This window comes from Niallia sp. FSL W8-0177, from assembly GCF_038006285.1.
Classification (GTDB): Bacteria; Bacillota; Bacilli; order Bacillales; family Cytobacillaceae; genus Niallia; species Niallia circulans_A.
Genome location: NZ_JBBOUX010000001.1, coordinates 4,094,469 through 4,114,747, shown reverse-complemented (window position 1 = coordinate 4,114,747; position 20,279 = coordinate 4,094,469). Strand labels below are relative to the sequence as shown.

Below are 20,279 nucleotides of genomic sequence, written 5' to 3'. Positions count from 1 at the left end.
TTCATTTCCCCCTTTAGACGGAAAAACAATATGTTAAGTTGTAAGAGTTTTCATTGTAAGATAAAAGCGTAGTAATCATTATAAATAATTTACTTAAAATAAATTACTCGGAGGTCATTAAAATGAAAAGAATTTTATTAGCTTGTTCTTCAGGAATGTCTACTAGTCTATTAGTTTCTAAAATGAAAGATGCTGCAAAGGAAAAAGGCATTGAAGCAGAAATTTGGGCTGTTGCGCAAGATAAAGCACAGACAGATATGGAACGTGCAGATGTTCTTTTAATTGGTCCGCAAATGCGCTTCTTAAAAAAGAAACTAGCTACTCAAGCAGAAGCGGTTGGAATTCCGTTAGATGTTATTGATCCAGTTGCTTATGGACGAATTGATGGATTAGCTGTTTTAAACAAAGCGTTAGAATTAATCGAGAATAACAAGTAATCGTTTATTTCCAAATGAAAGCATTTACTAAAAGAAGGAAGAGAGGATAAACCTTATGAATAAGTTTATGGAGGTTTTGGAAAATATTCTGTTGCCAATTGCTGAGAAATTGAACAACAATCGTTATTTAGCAGCATTACGTGATGGATTTATGGTTGCCTTGCCGCTAATCATTTTTGGATCAATTTTTGTTGTAATTGCAAACTTTCCTTTCCTAGATAAGATGATAAGCGAAGATGCTTATGCAGCTTATCAAAATGCATTAGGTCCAGCATCCGCAGCAACGCTAAGTATTATGGGACTCTTTGTCATAATGGGAATTGGATATAAGCTGACACAGCATTATGGTCTTGAAGCCATTTATGGAGCTGTTGTAGGGGTTGCATCATTCCTTATTTTAAACCCACAAGAATTAGGGGAAGTGACTGGGGTTATCCCAACAGTTATTCTTGGCGCACAAGGTATGTTCTTGGGGATTTTCACAGCATTTATTTCCGCAGAGCTATATCGCTTCTTTGTGAAGAAAAATTGGACGATTAAAATGCCGCCAGGTGTACCAGACTCTGTATCTAGATCCTTTAGTGCATTGATTCCTATTACATTAACATTAACATTCTTTTTAATCATTCGTATTCTTTTCAGCTTTACACCATTTGAAACAGTACAAAACTTTATTTATACGATTATCCAAGAGCCATTAACTGCTCTAGGTAGTAGTCTTCCAGCAACAATCGTGGTGGTATTATTAATTCAATTATTCTGGTTCTTCGGTTTACACGGACAAATTATTATGAACTCTGTCCTTGACCCAATCTGGTATGCATTGAATGACCAAAACTTTACTGCTTTCCAAGCAGGAACAGAGCTTCCAAACGTTATCACAAAACAATTTATGGATACGTTCCTAGTAGGTATGGGTGGTACTGGGATGACATTGGGGGTTGTTATTCTTATCTTCTTAATCGGTAAGAGCAGACAAACAAAAGAACTTGGAAAACTAGGTGGACCAGCTGGAATTTTCAACGTAAATGAACCAATTATCTTTGGTTTACCAATCATTATGAACCCATTAGTTCTTATTCCGTGGTTATTAGCGCCAGTAGTAGTAACAATCATTACGTATCTGACAATGTCAGCAGGGATCGTTCCGAAACCAGCAGGAATCATTGTTCCGTGGACAACACCGATTGGTATTAGTGGGTTCTTAGCAACCGGTAATGATTGGAGAGGGGCAGCACTGCAAATCTTTAACTTACTTGTTGTGATGGTGATTTGGTGGCCATTCCTAAAAGTTCTAGACAAAAATTATTATGAAACAGAGAAAAAAGGATAAGCAGTCAGCAAGATAGAAATAAGTTTTACATTAAGAGGAAGGGGATTTACCTTAGTTAACCTTAAGTGTAAACCCCCTTTAGTTTTAGAAATGGAGTGACAGGGATGGAAACAGATAACAAAATGACAGAAATAGCTTTTCAAATAATTCTTTTTGCTGGAAATGGCCGTTCATGTGCAATGGAAGCAATACAAGAAGCAAAAGAAGGAAACTTTGAAGAAGCGGATCGATTACTAGAAGAATCAAGTACTGAACTTGGTAAAGCGCATGGTTTTCAAACGAAACTACTCCAAGAGGAAGCGAGCGGAAATGGTGCGGGCGTGAATGTGATTTTAGTTCATTCTCAAGATCATTTGATGACAGCTATTACTGTTCGTGATTTGGCTACTGAAATAATTGAGATTTATCGTAATAAATAATTTTGGAGGTTTCTTAAAATGACTGTTCAATACAAATTTCCTAAAGGTTTTTGGTGGGGAAGCGCCACATCTGCAACACAGATAGAAGGAGCAGCGAATGAAGCAGGAAAAGGAAAAAACATTTGGGACCATTGGTATGAGGCAGAACCAAATCGCTTTTTTGACAATGTAGGGCCAGAAACTACTTCTAATTTCTATTATCAATATAAAGAAGATATTCAATTGATGAAGGAAATTGGGCATAATTCTTTCCGCTTATCTATTTCTTGGTCTAGATTAATTCCAAACGGACGGGGAGAAGTGAACCCAGAAGCTGTAACTTTTTACAATAATGTAATTGATGAGCTATTAGCTAATGGAATCGAACCATTCGTTACCCTGTATCATTTTGATATGCCGCTAGAAATGCAGAAAATCGGTGGTTGGGAAAATCGCGAAGTTGTGGATGCATACCAAGCCTATGCTTTACAATCCTTCCAGCTATTCGGTGATCGTGTGAAAAAATGGTTTACGTTCAATGAACCGATTGTTCCGGTCGAAGGTGGATATTTATATGATTTCCATTATCCGAATATCGTAGATTTTAAGAAGGCTGCACAAGTAGCCTATCATACAGTTTTAGCACATGCGAAAGCTGTTCAAGCTTTTCGAGGATGGAATCAAGACAAAGATACAAAAATAGGGATTGTGTTAAATTTAACGCCATCCTACCCAAGAAGCCAGAATCCGTATGATTTGAAAGCAGCGAATATTTGTGATTTATTCTTTAATAGAAGTTTCTTAGATCCTGCTGTACTTGGTGAATATCCAGAGGAATTAGTAGAAATATTACGTGAACATGGACAACTACCAAATAGTGAGCAAGGAGATTTAGAACTAATTAAAGAAAATACAGTCGATGTTCTTGGAGTCAACTACTATCAACCCCGCCGAGTGAAGGCGAAAGAGCATTTACCAAATCCGTATAGCCCTTTTATGCCAGAATGGTTCTTTGACTCCTATGAGATGCCAGGCAGAAAAATGAATCCTTATCGCGGCTGGGAAATTTACGAAAAAGGTATTTACGATATCATGATGAATTTAAAGGAAAACTATGGGAATGTGGAATCCTTTATTTCTGAAAATGGCATGGGAGTTCAAGATGAAGAGCGTTTCTTGAAAGATGGTCAAATTCAAGATGATTATCGTATTAAGTTTATTGAAGGACATTTACAATGGCTGTATAGGTCTATTGAAGAGGGCTGTAATGTTAAGGGATATCATCTATGGACATTCATGGATAATTGGTCTTGGTCCAATGCCTATAAAAATCGCTACGGTTTTATTTCAGTAGATTTAAAAACACAAACCAGAACACCAAAGAAAAGTGCTTACTGGTTTAAAAATGTAGCAGCCAATAATGGATTTTAGGAACAACAGTGAATGTTTCTGATATAATCTTTCTAGATATCAAGATAGGTTCTGATCAAGAGTTAAGATCAGAACCTTTTTGAGTAAAAATGCATATGGGTAAAATTGTAAAAAACGAATGGAAGGAGACTTTATTTTGTTAAGCTCCCGAATGAAACAAGTATTAAGTGAATTATTGGTAGCGGATACACCGGTAACAGGTGAATATTTAGCTACTGTTAATCATGTGACTGCGCGAACAACGCGAGAAGATATTAAAAATCTAGATGCTATATTAAATAATCATGGAGCAAAAATAATTTCCGTTATCTCAAAAGGTTATACGTTAGAGATTTGGGATAAAGCAGTATTTCAGCAGTATTTACATTCTATATTTGTAGAAAACTCACTTTCTCATACTGGTATTCCTAAAACGCCAGAGGACAGAGTAACTTATATTATTATCCGGTTTTTATTAAATGATCAATACTTTAAATTAGATGATCTCGCAGATGAACTGTTTGTCAGTAAGTCTACTATTCAACAAGACATTAAGCATGTGAAAGAAATCCTTCAAAAGTATGACATTATATTAGAAGCACGACCGAATTATGGACTAAAAGCAGTTGGGGATGAAATTAAAGTGCGATTTTGTTTATCAGAGTATGTACTTGATCGTAAAAAACAAACAATCAGTACAATAGATAGTCCTCATCCTTCTATTTTTAATGAAGAGAAAATGGATAATATTCAAGAAATTATTTTAAGACAAATAAAAAAGTATCAAATTACTTTATCGGATATCGCTATTAATAATTTATTGATTCATATTGTAATCGCCCAAAAGCGGATTGTTAGTGGTCATTATGTGGCAATATTTCACGCCGATATGGATGAAATTGAACAACAAAGGGAATATCATGTAGCAAATGAAATTGTGAAGGAAGTAGAAGATCTATACCAAATTAAGTTTCCGCAGGCGGAGATTGCCTATATTGCTATGCATTTACTTGGAACAAAGCTAGTTACTCAGAAAAAGGGCCATATTGATCATGTAATTGAGGATGATATTCTTCAGCTGGTTCATTTTGTTTTGTCCAAAATAGAAGAAAAATTAGATTTAGGCATTGAAAAGGATGAAGAACTTATCTTTGGAATGAGTATGCATTTAAAGCCTGCAGTTAACCGCATTAAATATGGCATGAATATAAGAAACCCTATGCTGCAAGAAATTAAAAATAACTATCCACTTGCCTATGAAGCGGGAATTATTGCAGGAATGGCCATTAAAGAATACACAGGAATCGAAATGGATGAAAATGAAGTTGGTTATTTGGCGCTTCATATTGGAGCAGCAATGGAAAGAACCAAATTACGTTCAGGTCCAAAACGCTGCTTAGTTGTATGTGCTTCTGGGCTTGGAACCGCTCAGTTAATTTATTATCGTCTCAAATCTTATTTTGGCAGTAATTTAGATGTGGTTGGGACAACAGAATATTATATGCTCGATCAATATAATTTAAATGAAGTGGACTTTATCGTTAGCTCTATCCCCTTTAAGGAGAGCTTTGACATTCCAGTCATTGAGGTAAATGCAATATTGAAGGAAAGTGATTTAAAGGCCATTGAAAAATTTATTCTAACTCAAAGTAGTCATCAGCCAATCGAGTCCTTTTTTCGCCAAGATCTCATTTTTTTAAAGAAAATATTCCATTCCCAAGAGGAAGTTTTAACCTTTTTACATACACAGCTAATGGAGAAAGGGTTAGTGGGAAAACCATTTTTAGATGCGGTATATGAAAGAGAAAAGGTAGCACCAACCGCTTATGGGAATTTGGTTGCTATCCCGCATCCGATTACCCCGCAAACAGAAAAAACATTTGTCTGTGTATGCACCCTAGAAAAGCCGATTGATTGGAATAATAACTCAGTTCAGATTATCTTTTTATTATGTGTAAAAAAGAACAGTCAAGAGGATTTGCAGGAAATGTATGATGTCCTCGGTAAATTTATTGAGGACCACACAAGTGTTCATAAAATATTAAAGGCAAGTATGTATGAAGAATTTATCCGCATAATGAAGGAAGCTTAATGGGTAGAAACTAAAAGGCGGGAGTTACCAAAATAGGTATACTCCCGCTTTTTAAGTTAATTCTTATTCTCCTACATCTGCCCACTTATATTCATAAGTTGCTCCGAATGGGTTTACAAACACATTCTTTACTTTTGGTGAAATTAATTGTGCTCTTGATGCTTGATAAACAGGTGCAATTGGAGCATCTTCGAATAATAGCTTTTCAGCTTTTAAGAAGTTATCATAACGAGCAACATTATCAGTTGCAAGTTTAGTTGCTGTATCGCTAACTAATTGATCATATTCTTTATTAGAATAGCCTGTTTTATTGTTTCCTCCATCGGTAATCCACAGGTTCAAGTATGTGAATGGGTCAAGGAAGTCAGGGCCCCATCTAGAAAGTTGCAGCTCATAATCCATGCTAGTATCTAAATCAAGTCGTTGCTTTTTTGGAACTTGTTTAATTTTAATATTCAAGCCTTCTAAGTTTGTAGATAACTGATTAGCTACATATTCAACTAAAGTTTTGGTTGTTGCATCATCATCTGCTAAAAACTCTAGAGAAACTTTATCTGTACCTAATTCTTTTAAGCCTTTTGCCCAGTAGTCTTTAGCTGCTTGTAAATCATAAGTAACAAGATCTCCACTAACTTTACGGAAGTCCTCACCAGTTTCTGGCATTGGAGTAAAGTCAGCTGGGACAAGTCCGTTCGCTACGATAGAACCGTTATTTAAGATTTCATTAACTAAAGCATCTTTGTCAAAGGCGCGGCTAAGCGCTAAACGAATGTTTTTGTTAGCCAAGGCTTCTGATTTTGTTTGGTTAAATTTAAGGAAATATAAAAACGTGTCTGCTGAAACAACATAATTCTCATCAGTTGAATATTGGTCAACCAAATCAGATGTAAGATCCATTCGATCAACTGTTCCTTTTTCATATAAGCTTAGAGCTGTTTGTGGGTCTTTTACTACTTCAAATGTCAATTTATCCATTTTAACAGTGCTTGCATCCCAATAACTATTATTTTTTGCAAGTACCCATGAATTACCTGTACTATCCCAGTCAGTAATGCTATAAGGCCCGTTTGCTAATAAGTTTTCTGAACTTGTTGCAAATTTATCTCCTTTTTCTTCCACAAACTTTTGGTTTAATGGTAAGAAGGTGCCAAAAGTAGTTAATGTCTCAAAATAAGGTGTTGGGTTTTCTAATTCTACAACAAGTGTATAATCACCGTCCGCCTTCACCCCTAATTGATCAACAGCTAGTTCCCCAGAACTGATAGCAGCAGCATTTTTAATGACACCATTCATCATATAAGGACCATATTCCGATTTAGTGTCTGGATTAACAGCGCGTTGCCATGCATACACAAAGTCATTTGCTGTAACTGGGTCACCATTTGACCATTTTGCATCTTGTCTTAATGTAAACGTCCAAATTAACCCATCATCACTAACTTTGTGATCAGTTGCAATACCTGGTGATGGCTGTGTATCTTTATCTAAACGGTAAAGCCCTTCCATTGTTGCACCAAGATAAACAAATGAAGATTCATCTGTAGCTAAAGCTGGATCCATTGACGGAATTGCCTCTGGATTTATAAAGTTAAGGACTTTTTCGTCTGATTTACCGTCCTTATCTTTTGAGTCGGTAGAAACGTCGGTTTTATCGCCAGAGCATGCAGCTAATACACTTAGCACAAATGCAAACATAAGAAGTAATAACCAATTTTTTCGTTTCATGAAGTATTCCCCCTGTTTATAATCATTAATTCTGAATATTATCTATCTATTGAACATTCAAAACTATAAAAATTATTATACCTACTAAAAGATATATTTGTAAAGTTATTGTTGGATAATTATTGAAAGGTTTAGTATATTTAGACTGGTTTTAAATTGAAGATATTTTATTTTGAAAAAGGAAGGAAGATTCAGAATTATGGTATGATAGAGTTAGGAAAATACTATCAATCTTTAAAAAATATGTAATTAGAAGAATAGAAAGGAAATGAAAAATTAGTGGAATGGAAAAACTTATATAGAGGATTTATTATGGGGATAAGTGATTTAATACCGGGAGTGAGCGGGGGAACAATTGCCGTCATTTTGGGCATCTATGACCGTTTGCTCGATGCAATTAGCGGTTTCTTTAGTAGGAACTGGAAGAAACAACTCGGCTTTTTAATACCATTAGCAGTTGGGATGGGTGCTGCCCTTTTATTACTAAGTAGATTAATAGAATTTTTACTGGAAAATTATCATGAGCCAACACAATTTTTCTTTATTGGTTTAATTATCGGTGTAATTCCACTTATGTTAAAAGAGGCTCGGCCGAAAAAGAATTTTGGTTCTGGACATTATATTATTTTAACAATTGCTGCTATTATTATCGCATCCATGGCATTCATGCATCCTGTTAAATCAATAGAGCCGATTACTTCCTTAACTGTATGGTCGGTTCTGGGATTGTTTTTATCTGGTTGGTTAGCCAGCATGGCTATGCTGCTTCCCGGGATTAGTGGATCGTTTATTTTACTGTTACTTGGAGTTTATTCAACAGCAATTAATGCCTTGTCAACATGGAATATCCCAGTGATTATCGTACTTGGACTTGGAGCAATAATTGGATTTATCGGGAGTAGCAAAGGGATTAAATATGCTCTTTCACATTTCCCGCATATCACATATGCAATCATTATTGGATTAATTATCGGTTCTCTTTTTGTTGTTTTTCCTGGTATGGTTTCGGGAGCCACTAGTATAATCTTATGTATTATTACATTTGGGTTAGGGCTTAGTGTAACTACGCTATTTGGCTTGAAAAAATAAGTTATCAGAGAAAATAACAATAATATTTAGGAAGAGGGAATAGGATGGATTATCGTAAAGCAACTATTAAGGATATTAATATGCTAATAGAGCTAAGAAAAAATCAGTTAATAGATGAGGGAGTTTCAGCAGATAAAGATATTAATGACGAGCTGGAAGATTTCTTTCAAAGGAAATTAGCAGAGGGTTCCCTAATCCAATGGCTAGTAATGGAGAAGAATGAAATAATTGCAACAGGAGCTATCGTAATATATGAATTTCCCCCTACCTATACCAATAAGAGTGGAAAAAAAGCATATGTAACCAATATGTATACAAAGAATGCTCATCGCGGAAAAGGAATAGCTACCACTCTACTAACAAAATTAGTGGAGGAAGCTAAAAACTTAGGTATTAAGAAAATGTGGTTAGGTGCTTCAAAGCTTGGCAGACCTGTTTATAAGAAGTTCGGCTTTAAGGAAACGGATGAGTGGATGGAGTTGGAGTTAAAATAATGTGGAGTGGTGGTTGAGGTCTGTCCTTTTTGTGGACAGACCTCTTTTTTATTGGTAAAAGCGATAGGGAGCTTATTTGGCCTATGAGGTATAGTGGAATGGCAGCAGATGAGGGAGATATAGTCCGTAATTGTGGTATATCAGCCAAAGTAGAGGAGGAATCAGCCAGAGCGGAGAGGAAATCAGCCAAAGCGGAGAGGAATCAGCCAAAGCGGGGAAGAATCAGCCAAAGCGGAGAGGAAATCAGCCAAAGCGGAGGAAGAATCAGCCAAAGCGGAGAGGAAATCAGCCAAAGCGGAGGAAGAATCAGCCAAAGCGGAGAGGAAATCAGCCAAAGCGGAGGAAGAATCAGCCAAAGCGGAGAGGAAATCAGCCAAAGCGGAGGAGGAATCAGCCAAAGCGGAGGAGGAATCAGCCAAAGCGGAGAGGAAATCAGCCAAAGCGGAGGGGAAATCAGCCAAAGCGGAGGAAGAATCAGCCAAAGCGGAGAGGAAATCAGCCAAAGTGGGGGAGAAATCAGCCAAAGCGGAGGAGGAATCAGCCAAAGCGGAGAGGAAATCAGCCAAAGCGGAGGAGGAATCAGCCAAAGCGGAGGGGAAATCAGCCAAAGCGGAGAGGGAATCAGCCAAAGTGGGGGAGAAATCAGCCAAAGTAGAGGAGGAATCAGCCAAAGCGGAGAGGAAATCAGCCAAAGTAGAGGAGGAATCAGCCAGAGCGGAGAGGAAATCAGCCAAAGCGGAGGAGGAATCAGCCAAAGCGGAGGGGAAATCAGCCAAAGCGGAGAGGAAATCAGCCAAAGTCCAAAATATCTACCAAACAGCATCACTTCACCTCTGCATACCCTCAACATAACAAAAAAAGAGCCTCCGCAAAAGGGAAGCTCTTTCTCAAAATCTATTAATTACGGATCAGATAATCAAATGCACCTAATGAAGCAGTTGCACCAGAACCCATGGAAATAATGATTTGCTTATAAGCGCTGTCTGTACAATCTCCAGCTGCAAATACACCTGGCAGACTTGTAGCGCCATGCTTATCAACAAGAATTTCACCCATTCTGTTACGCTCCACTGTACCTTCTAACCAGTCTGTATTAGGAACTAGACCAATTTGGACAAACACACCTGCAAGCTCGATATGTTTTTCTTCGCCAGTTTCGCGTTCAACATAAGTAATACCGTTAACTTTATCAGTACCAGTTATTTCTTTTGTTTGAACATTTTTCAGAACTGTAACATTTGGTAGGCTGTTTAAGCGCTCTTGTAAAACAGAGTCTGCTTTTAATTCCGACATAAATTCAAGAACTGTTACGTGTTTCACAATTCCTGCTAAGTCGATAGCAGCTTCAATTCCTGAGTTACCGCCGCCGATTACAGCAACGTCTTTTCCAGTAAATAATGGACCATCACAGTGAGGACAATATGCTACACCTTTGTTCTTAAATTCTGCTTCTCCCGGTACGCCAACATTGCGCCAGCGAGCACCAGTTGATAGAATAACAGACTTACTTTTCAGAACAGCACCATTTTCTAACTCGATTTCTATTAAGTCTTTTTTCTCTAAACGTTTAGCACGTTGAAGGTTCATAACGTCAATGTTATATTCTTTTACATGCTCTTCCAGACTTGCTGCAAGCTTTGGACCTTCTGTTTGCTTCACACTAATGAAGTTTTCAATAGCTAACGTATCCATGATTTGGCCACCGAAGCGTTCTGCAACGATACCAGTGCGGATTCCTTTACGTGCAGCGTAGATTGCAGCACTTGCACCAGCCGGACCACCGCCAACTACTAATACATCAAATGGATCTTTATCAGCAAATTCAGAAGCATCAGCAGCGCTGCCCATTTTTGCTAAAATTTCTTCTAATGACATACGACCGCTGCCAAATGATTCCCCATTAAGGAAAACAGTAGGAACTGCCATGATATCTTTGCTTTCTACTTCTTCCTTAAAAGCTGCCCCATCAATCATTGTATGTGTGATACCAGGGTTTATAAGACTCATCACATTCAACGCTTGTACTACATCCGGACAGTTATGGCAAGTTAAGCTAATGTAAGATTCAAAGTGGAATTCACCTTTGATTGCTTTAATTTGATCGATTACTTTTTGATCGACTTTAGGAGCTCTACCACTTACTTGAAGTAAAGCTAATACTAAAGAAGTGAATTCGTGTCCTAGAGGGATACCAGCAAAAGTAATTCCAGTATCTTCGCCAACACGATTTACACTAAAACTTGGTGTTCTTTCTAATTCAGCAGTTTCTACTTTGATATGAGATGACATAGTAGCTAGTTCATCAACTAGGGCTAGCATGTCACGGGATACTTCATCCGATCCCGTGCTAACCTTAAGAACAACATCGCCTTCCATCATTTGCAGATATTGATTCAGTTGCCCTTTAATTTCATTATCTAGTAACATACAGAGCCACTCCCTTAAATTTTGCCAACAAGGTCTAGGCTTGGCTTAAGTGTAGTGCTGCCTTCTTGCCATTTAGCTGGGCAAACTTCACCTGGATTGTTGCGAACATATTGTGCAGCTTTGATTTTGTTTACTAGTGTGCTTGCATCACGGCCGATACCGTCTGCGTTGATTTCAACCGCTTGAATTTTACCATCTGGATCGATAAGGAAAGTTCCACGATCTGCAAGACCAGCTTCCTCGTTAAGAATGTCAAAATCACGAGAAATTCTTTGTGTTGGGTCACCAATCATGATGTACTCGATTTTGCCGATTGCATCTGAATGATCATGCCATGCTTTGTGAGTGAAATGCGTGTCTGTTGAAACAGAGTAAACTTCTACTCCAAGATCTTTCAATGTAGCATATTCATTTTGTAAATCTTCTAATTCAGTTGGGCATACGAAAGTAAAATCAGCTGGATAGAAGCAGAAAATACTCCATTTACCTTTTAAGTTTTCTTCTGTTACTTCAATAAATTCACCGTTATGAAATGCTTGAGCTGTAAATGGTGAAACTTCTTTTCCGATAATTGACATAATAAAATTCCTCCTAATATGAATAATTTATTACTAGTTTGGACAAATAATCCAAACTTATGCAAATAATAATTATTACAATTCAACATTTATTATTATATAAATTTAATTATTTTGTCAAGGATAATCTAAAACTAATTAATACTTATTTTAATTTTTATCTATAAGAATCCTTGCTTGAATTTGTGAAAAGTTGACAACCTAAGCACTGTATTTGCGGTGTTTTTGATATCTATCTAGTAATTTTCATTTATTATGGCCTATTCTCAATTAAGAGGGGGTTCATTCATCTATAGATAGTATGTTAAGCCTTCTATAAAAATAGTAATTTTTGCTCTCGGAAAATTAAGGATCGAAACTGAGTAAAAAAAGAAATAGCTTTTTTCATAATTAAACGTCGATAGGAGAAACTACTTAGTATCTAACAAAATGGGTGGGAAACAATATGATACATAAAAGCATGAAAACTATTTTGGTTTTAGTTGGATGCTATCTCCTATATATTGTCGTATTCTGCGTCATTGTGCCTTATTTTTACAAGCCTAAGGAAAACTCTTCTTGGAATCCAGCTGTGAACCTTTCACAGAACGAAGAGAGAGTAGTGTCTTCTGATAAAGTTGTATTACTTCAAGACAGGGAAGATTCTGGTTTAGCGAGATTGCAGTTAATAAAGAATGCAAAGAAATCTATTGATTTATCTACTTATGCCATTCAAAAAGGTACATATTCTGATTTGTTTTTTGCTTCTCTATTTGAAGCAGCAGATCGCGGGGTAAAAGTACGTATTTTGCTGGATGGAATGGTCAACCGATTTAATAAGGATTTGCGTTTGTATAGCTATGCTATTTATCAGCACCCGAATATGGAATTAAAGTATTATGAACCCCTACATTTAGGCAAGCCTTGGACTTGGAATAATCGATTTCATGATAAGTTATTTATCATAGATGAAGAACTTGCGTTAGTTGGCGGTAGAAATATAGGAGATAAATATTTTAGTGCACAAGGAGCTAAAGGAGCTTCCAATGATCGGGATGTGCTTGTGTTTACTGAAAAACCAAAAACGAGTGTGCTAAAGCAAATGGATGGTTATTATCAATATGTTTGGGAACATCCTTTTACCAAAAGTTCTGTAAAGAAACTTTCACCAAGGAAGGAAAAGCTAGGGGAGCAAAAACGGAAGAAAGCCCTCCACTTATTAAAACATGCTAAAGATGTTTATCCATTGTCGATAGATAAAATGATTAACTGGAAAAAAGATGTGTATCCAACGAAAAAGGTCCATTTTCTTTTTAATCCCCATCAGCGCTTTAATAAAGATCCTCTTATTTGGAAAGAAATTGTATCACTAAGTGAACAAGCAAAATCTATTTATTTAGAAAGTCCTTATATTGTGCCAACGAGGAAAATGCTGGCATATGTAGATAAAAAGAAAATAGCGGTTGACCATTGGAAGGTCCTAACAAACTCCGTTGCCTCTACTCCGAACTTAGTTGCGTTTTCTGGGTATTGGGCAAGCAGGAAGGACATTATTCAATTCGCTGATGAGTTATATGAATACCAGCCGAAAACGGAATCGCTTCACGGAAAGACATATATCTTTGATGGGAGAATTAGTTTAATTGGCTCCTATAACCTGGACGCGAGAAGTACTTTTTTAAATACCGAAACAATGGTATTAATTGATAGTGAAGAATTCGCACACTTTCTTCAAGAGGAATTAAATAAAACGGTAAATAATCAAAGTCTACAAGTTTTAGAAGATGGGACTTATAAATCAGACGAGAAAGTAAAGGAAACAGAAGCGGGTTTTTGGAAGAAACTAACGATAAGGGCATTATCTCTTGTCGTAAAGCTGGTGGACTTTTTAGTGTAGGATTTTCTAGGAAATAGCCTCTTGTTTCACGTGAAACGAAGAGGCACGATTATTACCCTTAATAAAGAACCATATTTCCTGTATTCTTAGTATGGGTTTCTGCCTTTTTTAAAAGAAAGACGGAGGCCACGGCAAGCATTAGAATGATGGAAACTAAAAGTAAATATTGTCCGATCATTTGCGTAAAATCTTTTCCATTCAGCACAAGATCTCGAAAGATACCTAGTACATAAGTCAGCGGAAAAAGGTAGGCAATTGCTTTTCCCCAGATTGGGAAGGCAAGGATTGGAATACGTACACCAGAGAAGAACTGCATTGGTTCCTCGAAAATGGTAAAAAGAATTCCTGCATCTCGCGAAAAGAGAAAAACAATATTTAAAAATCCACCCCAAACAATCGCAGATATACAAAGAAGAAATAAGGCGAGTGGAACATTTGCCCAATAAATTTCAGCCGCTTGTCCTGTAACAATAAGCACCAATAGGATGAAGGTAGTGAATAACCATACAGCTTCAAGCAAATTTCCTGCTGCACGTGCAAACATGATAGTTAAACGATTTGCAGGTGTAAGAAAGATGAGCTCAAGTGTACCAGCCTGGCGCTCATAGCTCATATTCCAAGCGGATTGAACAAGGCTCCAAAAGAAAATATATCCTAAATAACCGGTTAGTAAAAACATAGTGATTTGGTCAACATCCATATAGGCAGATAGCGGACTAGATTCCGTTAGGTTAAAGGGCTTAAAGGAATAATAAGACGTAATAAACAATAAGGCTGGCCATAAGAGTAAGGAAAAATAGATTAACTTGTTATGAAAGTTATGTTTATGACTTTTAGCCATTTCTGCTTGTAAAATAGAAAACAACTTCATGCAGATTTCTCCTTTGCTAAGGTTAGAATCGCGTCTTCTAATCGTGGCCGCTTAAGCTCAAGTTTTAGAATTGAAACAGATTCATTCATACAAATATTAATAAGAAAAGAAGTGGGATCATAGGGTGCATCGACAAGAATCACTGTGCTATCTGTCAGCCAATTAAACTGAATGCTGCAATCGACTAATGCCTGTTTGAGTTTATTTTGCGCGCTTGCCGATAGGGAACTTGTTTCCATCCTCAAATGATAGCTTTTTACTACAGATGAAATAATTTTTTCTGGTGTGCCATCTAAAATAATTGATCCCTTTTCAATAATATAGATGCGATCACAAAGCTCCTCCACTTCTTCGAGGTAATGACTTGTTAATAAGATTCCTTTGTTTTCTTGTTTTGCTAAGTCTTTCACTAATCCTCTCAATTGCTTAGCTACTGGCGCATCCAGGCCAAGCGTTGGTTCATCAAGAAATAAATATTTAGGATTATTTATAAGTCCTCTCGCAATTTGGAGTCTTTGCTTCATCCCTTTTGAATATAGTTCTACTGGAATGTCCTTTGCCTCATTTAATCCAACTTGATCGAGAAGATAGGCTATGCGTGTTTCAAGCTCTAGACCTGATAGTTGATAGAGCTTTCCGAAATAGCGGAGGTTTTCGGATCCAGTCAGCCGCCAATATAACATTCTTTCTCCACCAGCAATCATATTAATATGCTTTTTTACCTTCATTGCCTCTTTTACAGCATCAAAACCATCAATTGTTATTTGTCCATCTGTTGGATTTAGTAAGGTACTGAGCATTTTAATGGTAGTAGTTTTTCCAGCCCCATTTAAACCGAGCAAGCCAACGATTTCTCCTTCTTTAATAGAGATGTTTAAATCTTTAACAGCACATACAACTTGCTTTTCTGAACGGAAAAAATTCTTTCTTTTTTTCACTGTGTAATACTTACTAATTCCTTTTGCTTCGATCATTTTTATCACTCCTTATCCAAAATGCTTTTCTAATACGTATTTCTCCATTTTTTTCATCAAATATGAGCCTGTTGGCAAATAAATCAAACCAAGCGTTGCCATTTTTAGTAATGGAGCCAAAAGCTCATTAAGTGGGGTTCCCTCTATCCAGACCATTCGTAAAGCATCAATTCCATAGGTAAGTGGCATGACTTGGCTGATCCACCTTACTGCCGCTGGTAAAAAGTCACTTGGAAAAGTGATGCTGCAAACAAGTCCCATAAGGACAAATAAGGTGTTCTGCGTGATATATGTATCTCGAAAGTAGAGCATAAACGATCCTAATACTAATGCCATCGAAAAGGTGGAAAGAATCAAAACGACAAGAACAATTAAGACATGAAGCCAGTTTATTCCTTGTAAATGCAAGCCAAATAGAGAGCCAGCGGCAATAATCACAAGGAATTCCAACATAATTCTAATCAACCCTTGCGCTACATAGCCGAGAAAATATCCCTTTCTTGTCGATGGTGTTAGAAGAAGGGATTCTAGGGTCCCTTCTCGCAATTCTGTGATAAGTGTTCGACTTGTAATCATTAAAAGAGACACTGAAAAAGAGTAAAGTAATCCACCTAAAATGCAGTAGGAAAGATAGTCATCTGTCCCCGCATAGGCAGAGAAACTGGATGATAATTCTCCTTTAAAAACAAAAAAATAGGTAAGGTAGGCAAAGATGATAATATAAATAGCGCTTAATATATGTCCTAGAAAAAAAGACCAAGGAAAAGCTCTTTTCATCACGAGATAATTTCGCCAAAAAGTAGCAGAAATGCTCAACCACATTTATGTATCCTCCTTTTGACCAAGGGAAGGCTGATCAAAAAACTGATTTAAGTCGACCTTCAGTTGGTCTAATTTTTGTAAATCTGTCTCATAAAACACAAAGTGTCCATGTCTTTCCCCTTTTATTAAGCACGCCTTTTCTAAGATTTTTAGATGCTTAGAAATTGTGGCCTTTGCAAGCCCGGTAGATTCCGATAATTGCAGTGTACAAATGGGATGCCGAGACATTTGTCTTAATAATTGTAATCTCGTTTTGTCCCCTAATGCAGCGAGAGTAGAAAGCAAGTCTATTGGGACTATATCTTGACTAGTTCCCAGCTGATTAGGAAAGGAGACATGCAAATAAACAATGATGGCAGGAACTTCTAAGCCAACTAAGAGATGTGGCGCGATAAAGCTGGATGGGTATATCGTCAATGTTTCTATCTCTTCATAAGCAAAAATCCAGGTGTTTGCTTTATAAAATCGTATCGATTTTGGATCAAGTCTGAAGCGTGGATGAATAGCGTTGATCGCTTCATATGGATTTGCTGCTATTGCTTTTTTTAATTCATGAACAGATTTAATTAACCACGGCTCCATTCGATATAATTCGCGCGCAAAATAATTTTGCTGGTAATCATAGAGCAAATCGCAAAGGAGATTCCGATAATAATTAGGTTTTTTTAAAACCTTTTGTTGGTTTGTATTTGCATCTGTAAAGTCGCTTTTACCTAGCAGGAAGGCAAGAAATTGCTGCTCTGGCAATAAACGTAATCGTTCAATGGCTTCCTCAACATGCTTCTCTTCCAATAAAAGATAATCATCCAAATCGAGAAAATTAAGCCATTCATTACTAATTTCCCCAAAGAATTGAATCATTTTCCAATGCGGTTTCGATATTGCTTCTTTTGTTTTCTCTGCCCACTCTAGCCTCGTCAGGTGATGAGCTGGATTGTGTAAAACATGTAAACTTGTTAACAATTCACGAAAGGGGGAGTAAATGACACGTACATGTTTTTTAATCCAAATGTTTACTTTGTCCATGGATCTCTTCCTTTTATTTTGATTCGCTATTTAGCGAATCAAATTGATAATTTTGCAAAATTATTCAGTATTTTATAGAGAGAGGTAGGATTTGTCAATGGGGAATTTTTTTTTATTTTGAAAGGTGGCATTTAGGAAGGGATGAAAAGCACATAGCAGATTAGGGCTATGTGCTTTATGTTTTATATACTGTACGTATTTTCGAATCCCTCCATTCTGTCTTTAATGGCAGGAATGGTTTCCCTTTTTATATTTAGCAACCATTTGATCATATTCATATGGCCCCCCACATGTTTCTTGCTGTGGGAGTACTTTAAGGAGAAGGTACGCCTAAACAGACTCTCCCTCTCTGGAAAATTGCTTTATAAACTTAGAAAAGAATGTCCAATTGTATAGAAACGTGTAAAACAAATAAAGAAAAAGATTCGTATCAGAATATCTGTATTGAATATTCGAAACAGCTGCAGGCATTAGAAGAATCGATTGAAGAAACATATGGTATTCATTTGTGTTGTTGTCCAACCTCCAAAAAATAGTCACAAAAATAATTCTTCATTATATTTTTTTTAGAATTATACAAGATCGAGAAGTGTGAAAATCTACCTCAGATAATGACCATTTCACCCGATTTTTTTGTTCCTTTTTGACGTAAAATGTCCCTGCTTTGTACCTGCTTTTTCACGTCATTAGGAACAGAAGATTATTGCTATATCAACGTTCCCGTATCGTTGTTCCTTTGTTCCTTCTTTTTATATAGAAAGAGTATATATAAATAAATATAGTGTACAGGCATAGATACGTATCACATATAAAAAAGGTTTCCGTCTGAAATCAGGAACAAAGGGACATATCTCAAATCAGAGACATTTTTGTGTGACTTCTTTGCTGCCAAAAAAGAAGGTATTTATCTTTTTATAAGGGACTGTAAAGCAAAGGTTATTCTAGTTTTTGCTTTAACAGTATGGCTGTGATAAGTTCTTTGTTATGTAATGTGTCAATCCATTCTTTCGGTATAGCGTCATAACCATAAATAATACCCGCTAGTCCACCAGCAATTGCTGCGATAGTGTCTGTATCGCCTCCGAGATTGATTGCTTTTAGCACAGTTTCTTTGTACGAATGAGATTGTAAGACACACCACAGAGCTGCTTCAAGGGTATCGACAACATAACCTGTCGATTTGATTTCGGATTCTGCAAGTTCATGCAATGAATTTAAGCGTGTGAATGGTTCCTCGTGTGTCTGATTATTTAGAATATCTTTTAGGTTTTCATTTTTTATTAACCTTCTTACAATGTCCACATAAATAAGACAAGCTTTCTTGGATATGTCATGTGCGTGTGTTATGGATGATACTTCTTTGACCTTTTTATCATCACAATCAATAAATGCAAGAGGCAGAATACGCATAAGCGAACCATTACCGTTTGATCTAACATTACTTTTACCAATACCGTCCATTAGTGCTTGCTGTGTAGTTAATCCTATATCAAAAGTTTCATTTCTTGCTGTATACTTCGCATGATGCATCCAATCGAGAAAACGATTTCTCATATCTTTGATGTTTATACCATTTTCATGATTAATGGAATCTAATGTAGCGAGCAACATGGATGTATCGTCTGACCATGTGCCAACAGGTTGATTCCATACTCCACCATTTGTCATAGTCTCACATGCGTATGTTCCCCTTATTTTAAATTCATGGGGGACACCTAGTGCATCACCAATAATAAATCCATAAACAGCACTTTTTAATAGCATATAAATCAACTCCTCCTTGTCGTTGTCTTTATTGTATCATTTTAAGTGTTTAGGCTTTTTAATTTCCTCTCCGTTATATATATTTCTTTTTTATGTATACCATCCCGTTTATAGATAACTGGATACCACAAAATGATATAGGTTTCTATATTTGCATAGCATACAGATCATTCAAACAATCAGAGCAGGTTCCAGCAGTACAATGACTACACCCCATCGCAGTCATTCGAGCAGCTGTTCGAGAAAGGGGTAATTATCCAGAGACTCTCCCTTCGAAATCAACTATCTACCAAAATAATTGTATATAAATATTACCAATATCTATCAAATCTCGAATAAGGGATTGGTTCCAATGCGAAAGAGGTATCTTACATATATCCAAATTCTAAAAGAAAACTAGTAACTGAAACTGCCCATCTTAAAAGGTGAGAGAAGGAGGATGAAGATGTTTACTCTAAGTGATCTCGACAAATTTGCATGGGCCTTTTTCGTCGTTTTGCCTATTGTTAATTTAATTCATGCTGCTGGGCATCAACTCTTTGTATGGATATTTGGGTTGAAGGGCGATTTAACGATTGGCAGGGGAAAAAGACTGTTTTCTATAGGGTGTATGCATATTCATGTCCTTTATTTTGTAGATGCGGCCTGTCATTATAAAGGGATAGAGAAGAAAAAAAGATGGCAGCAGACATTGATTCATGGGGGAGGCATATTATTTAACTTATTGTCGATTCTAGTCGTTAATTCTTTAATCATTCAGGAAGTTCTACCAAAAAGCTCATTTCTCTATCAATTTGTTTATTTTTCCTTTTATTTTATTTTTTTTGCCGTGCTTCCTTTTGATTATGGAGAAGATTCTCCGAACGATGGCAAATCAATTCTTTTGATATGGAAGCAAAGAAAGTAAGGGAGAAAGTTACCGTTTTCGGAATACTTATAGCTTGTTTTGGGTACATGACAATT

Annotated in this window: 19 protein-coding genes; 11 read left to right on the top strand and 8 right to left on the bottom strand. The window is 36.7% G+C overall.

The window, feature by feature from the left end; translation table 11 throughout:
• Positions 1-122 precede the first annotated feature (122 nt).
• The 5 genes from NST77_RS19940 to NST77_RS19920 all read left to right on the top strand — a co-directional run bounded on the left by NST77_RS19940 (position 123) and on the right by NST77_RS19920 (position 5,670).
• Positions 123-437 carry a PTS sugar transporter subunit IIB gene (locus NST77_RS19940; protein ID WP_095329364.1) on the top strand — a complete coding sequence of 105 codons (315 nt, stop codon included), beginning with the start codon at positions 123-125 and terminating at the stop codon, positions 435-437.
• Between the two features lie 55 nt (positions 438-492).
• Entirely contained in the window at positions 493-1,770 is a 1,278-nt protein-coding gene (celB, locus tag NST77_RS19935) for a PTS cellobiose transporter subunit IIC (RefSeq protein WP_047940956.1), read from the top strand.
• A 104-nt stretch (positions 1,771-1,874) separates the two neighbouring features.
• Positions 1,875-2,189 (top strand): PTS lactose/cellobiose transporter subunit IIA, encoded by a 315-nt coding sequence (locus NST77_RS19930; protein ID WP_206426377.1) that lies wholly within the window; start codon positions 1,875-1,877, stop codon positions 2,187-2,189.
• 18 nt (positions 2,190-2,207) lie between these two features.
• Positions 2,208-3,599: a glycoside hydrolase family 1 protein gene (locus NST77_RS19925; protein ID WP_095329365.1), complete on the top strand. Its 1,392-nt coding sequence runs from the start codon at positions 2,208-2,210 to the stop codon at positions 3,597-3,599.
• Between the two features lie 151 nt (positions 3,600-3,750).
• Positions 3,751-5,670: a BglG family transcription antiterminator gene (locus NST77_RS19920; RefSeq protein WP_341123449.1), complete on the top strand. Its 1,920-nt coding sequence runs from the start codon at positions 3,751-3,753 to the stop codon at positions 5,668-5,670.
• A 63-nt stretch (positions 5,671-5,733) separates the two neighbouring features.
• Here NST77_RS19920 and NST77_RS19915 read toward each other — a convergent pair whose 3' ends face one another.
• A complete protein-coding gene (locus NST77_RS19915) occupies positions 5,734-7,395 on the bottom strand; it encodes a peptide ABC transporter substrate-binding protein (protein WP_095329367.1) in 1,662 nt (553 codons plus the stop codon).
• Positions 7,396-7,674: 279 nt separating this feature from the next.
• On the opposite strand from NST77_RS19915, the gene NST77_RS19910 reads away from it, so the two are divergent.
• From NST77_RS19910 to NST77_RS19900, 3 genes are all read left to right on the top strand, one after another.
• Complete coding sequence (locus NST77_RS19910; protein ID WP_095329368.1) at positions 7,675-8,484, top strand: DUF368 domain-containing protein; 810 nt, start codon at positions 7,675-7,677, stop codon at positions 8,482-8,484.
• A gap of 44 nt (positions 8,485-8,528) precedes the next feature.
• On the top strand, positions 8,529-8,978 hold the full coding sequence (locus tag NST77_RS19905; protein WP_095329369.1) for a GNAT family N-acetyltransferase: 450 nt from the start codon (positions 8,529-8,531) through the stop codon (positions 8,976-8,978).
• A 98-nt stretch (positions 8,979-9,076) separates the two neighbouring features.
• Positions 9,077-9,940, top strand: a complete 864-nt coding sequence (locus NST77_RS19900) for a hypothetical protein (protein WP_341123447.1) — start codon at positions 9,077-9,079, stop codon at positions 9,938-9,940.
• On the opposite strand, the gene ahpF is transcribed toward NST77_RS19900, so the two are convergent.
• Complete coding sequence (gene ahpF / locus NST77_RS19895) at positions 9,876-11,405, bottom strand: alkyl hydroperoxide reductase subunit F (protein WP_095329374.1); 1,530 nt, start codon at positions 11,403-11,405, stop codon at positions 9,876-9,878. The two genes, NST77_RS19900 and ahpF, sit on opposite strands and share 65 nt — an antisense overlap.
• Positions 11,406-11,419: 14 nt before the next feature.
• Entirely contained in the window at positions 11,420-11,983 is a 564-nt protein-coding gene (gene ahpC, locus NST77_RS19890; protein ID WP_095329375.1) for an alkyl hydroperoxide reductase subunit C, read from the bottom strand.
• Between the two features lie 445 nt (positions 11,984-12,428).
• On the opposite strand from ahpC, the gene NST77_RS19885 reads away from it, so the two are divergent.
• Entirely contained in the window at positions 12,429-13,859 is a 1,431-nt protein-coding gene (locus tag NST77_RS19885) for a phospholipase D-like domain-containing protein (protein WP_341123445.1), read from the top strand.
• Between the two features lie 58 nt (positions 13,860-13,917).
• On the opposite strand, the gene NST77_RS19880 is transcribed toward NST77_RS19885, so the two are convergent.
• Genes NST77_RS19880 through NST77_RS19865 form a run of 4 tightly spaced genes read right to left on the bottom strand, consistent with a single transcriptional unit; the run spans position 13,918 to position 17,552 of the window.
• Positions 13,918-14,730, bottom strand: a complete 813-nt coding sequence (locus tag NST77_RS19880; RefSeq protein WP_341123444.1) for an ABC transporter permease — start codon at positions 14,728-14,730, stop codon at positions 13,918-13,920.
• Positions 14,727-15,704 carry an ABC transporter ATP-binding protein gene (locus NST77_RS19875; RefSeq protein ID WP_341123443.1) on the bottom strand — a complete coding sequence of 326 codons (978 nt, stop codon included), beginning with the start codon at positions 15,702-15,704 and terminating at the stop codon, positions 14,727-14,729. The genes NST77_RS19880 and NST77_RS19875 overlap by 4 nt, the downstream gene beginning before the upstream one ends.
• Before the next feature lie 12 nt (positions 15,705-15,716).
• Positions 15,717-16,526, bottom strand: coding sequence for an ABC transporter permease (locus NST77_RS19870; RefSeq protein ID WP_095329379.1), 810 nt, complete (start codon positions 16,524-16,526; stop codon positions 15,717-15,719).
• Positions 16,527-17,552 carry an ArsR/SmtB family transcription factor gene (locus tag NST77_RS19865; RefSeq protein ID WP_123258572.1) on the bottom strand — a complete coding sequence of 342 codons (1,026 nt, stop codon included), beginning with the start codon at positions 17,550-17,552 and terminating at the stop codon, positions 16,527-16,529. It lies immediately after the preceding gene.
• Positions 17,553-17,932: 380 nt separating this feature from the next.
• Here NST77_RS19865 and NST77_RS19860 point away from each other — a divergent pair, with 380 nt between their 5' ends.
• Positions 17,933-18,088 carry a hypothetical protein gene (locus NST77_RS19860; RefSeq protein WP_164464022.1) on the top strand — a complete coding sequence of 52 codons (156 nt, stop codon included), beginning with the start codon at positions 17,933-17,935 and terminating at the stop codon, positions 18,086-18,088.
• Between the two features lie 400 nt (positions 18,089-18,488).
• Here the strand turns inward: NST77_RS19860 and NST77_RS19855 are convergent, their stop codons facing one another.
• Complete coding sequence (locus NST77_RS19855; RefSeq protein WP_341123441.1) at positions 18,489-19,316, bottom strand: ADP-ribosylglycohydrolase family protein; 828 nt, start codon at positions 19,314-19,316, stop codon at positions 18,489-18,491.
• Between the two features lie 439 nt (positions 19,317-19,755).
• Here NST77_RS19855 and NST77_RS19850 point away from each other — a divergent pair, with 439 nt between their 5' ends.
• A complete protein-coding gene (locus NST77_RS19850) occupies positions 19,756-20,223 on the top strand; it encodes a hypothetical protein (protein WP_341123440.1) in 468 nt (155 codons plus the stop codon).
• The last annotated feature ends 56 nt before the right edge of the window (positions 20,224-20,279 follow it).

Coding starts and splice junctions, on each gene's coding strand:
- NST77_RS19870 (WP_095329379.1), bottom strand. CDS start 16,526: ATGTGGTTGAGCATTTCTGCTACTTTTTGGCGAAATTATCTCGTGATG.
- NST77_RS19860 (WP_164464022.1), top strand. CDS start 17,933: ATGTCCAATTGTATAGAAACGTGTAAAACAAATAAAGAAAAAGATTCG.
- celB (WP_047940956.1), top strand. CDS start 493: ATGAATAAGTTTATGGAGGTTTTGGAAAATATTCTGTTGCCAATTGCT.
- NST77_RS19885 (WP_341123445.1), top strand. CDS start 12,429: ATGATACATAAAAGCATGAAAACTATTTTGGTTTTAGTTGGATGCTAT.
- NST77_RS19915 (WP_095329367.1), bottom strand. CDS start 7,395: ATGAAACGAAAAAATTGGTTATTACTTCTTATGTTTGCATTTGTGCTA.
- NST77_RS19855 (WP_341123441.1), bottom strand. CDS start 19,316: ATGCTATTAAAAAGTGCTGTTTATGGATTTATTATTGGTGATGCACTA.
- NST77_RS19900 (WP_341123447.1), top strand. CDS start 9,077: ATGGCAGCAGATGAGGGAGATATAGTCCGTAATTGTGGTATATCAGCC.
- NST77_RS19930 (WP_206426377.1), top strand. CDS start 1,875: ATGGAAACAGATAACAAAATGACAGAAATAGCTTTTCAAATAATTCTT.
- NST77_RS19905 (WP_095329369.1), top strand. CDS start 8,529: ATGGATTATCGTAAAGCAACTATTAAGGATATTAATATGCTAATAGAG.
- NST77_RS19865 (WP_123258572.1), bottom strand. CDS start 17,552: ATGGACAAAGTAAACATTTGGATTAAAAAACATGTACGTGTCATTTAC.
- NST77_RS19920 (WP_341123449.1), top strand. CDS start 3,751: ATGAAACAAGTATTAAGTGAATTATTGGTAGCGGATACACCGGTAACA.
- NST77_RS19875 (WP_341123443.1), bottom strand. CDS start 15,704: ATGATCGAAGCAAAAGGAATTAGTAAGTATTACACAGTGAAAAAAAGA.
- ahpC (WP_095329375.1), bottom strand. CDS start 11,983: ATGTCAATTATCGGAAAAGAAGTTTCACCATTTACAGCTCAAGCATTT.
- NST77_RS19940 (WP_095329364.1), top strand. CDS start 123: ATGAAAAGAATTTTATTAGCTTGTTCTTCAGGAATGTCTACTAGTCTA.
- ahpF (WP_095329374.1), bottom strand. CDS start 11,405: ATGTTACTAGATAATGAAATTAAAGGGCAACTGAATCAATATCTGCAA.
- NST77_RS19880 (WP_341123444.1), bottom strand. CDS start 14,730: ATGAAGTTGTTTTCTATTTTACAAGCAGAAATGGCTAAAAGTCATAAA.
- NST77_RS19850 (WP_341123440.1), top strand. CDS start 19,756: ATGAAGATGTTTACTCTAAGTGATCTCGACAAATTTGCATGGGCCTTT.
- NST77_RS19925 (WP_095329365.1), top strand. CDS start 2,208: ATGACTGTTCAATACAAATTTCCTAAAGGTTTTTGGTGGGGAAGCGCC.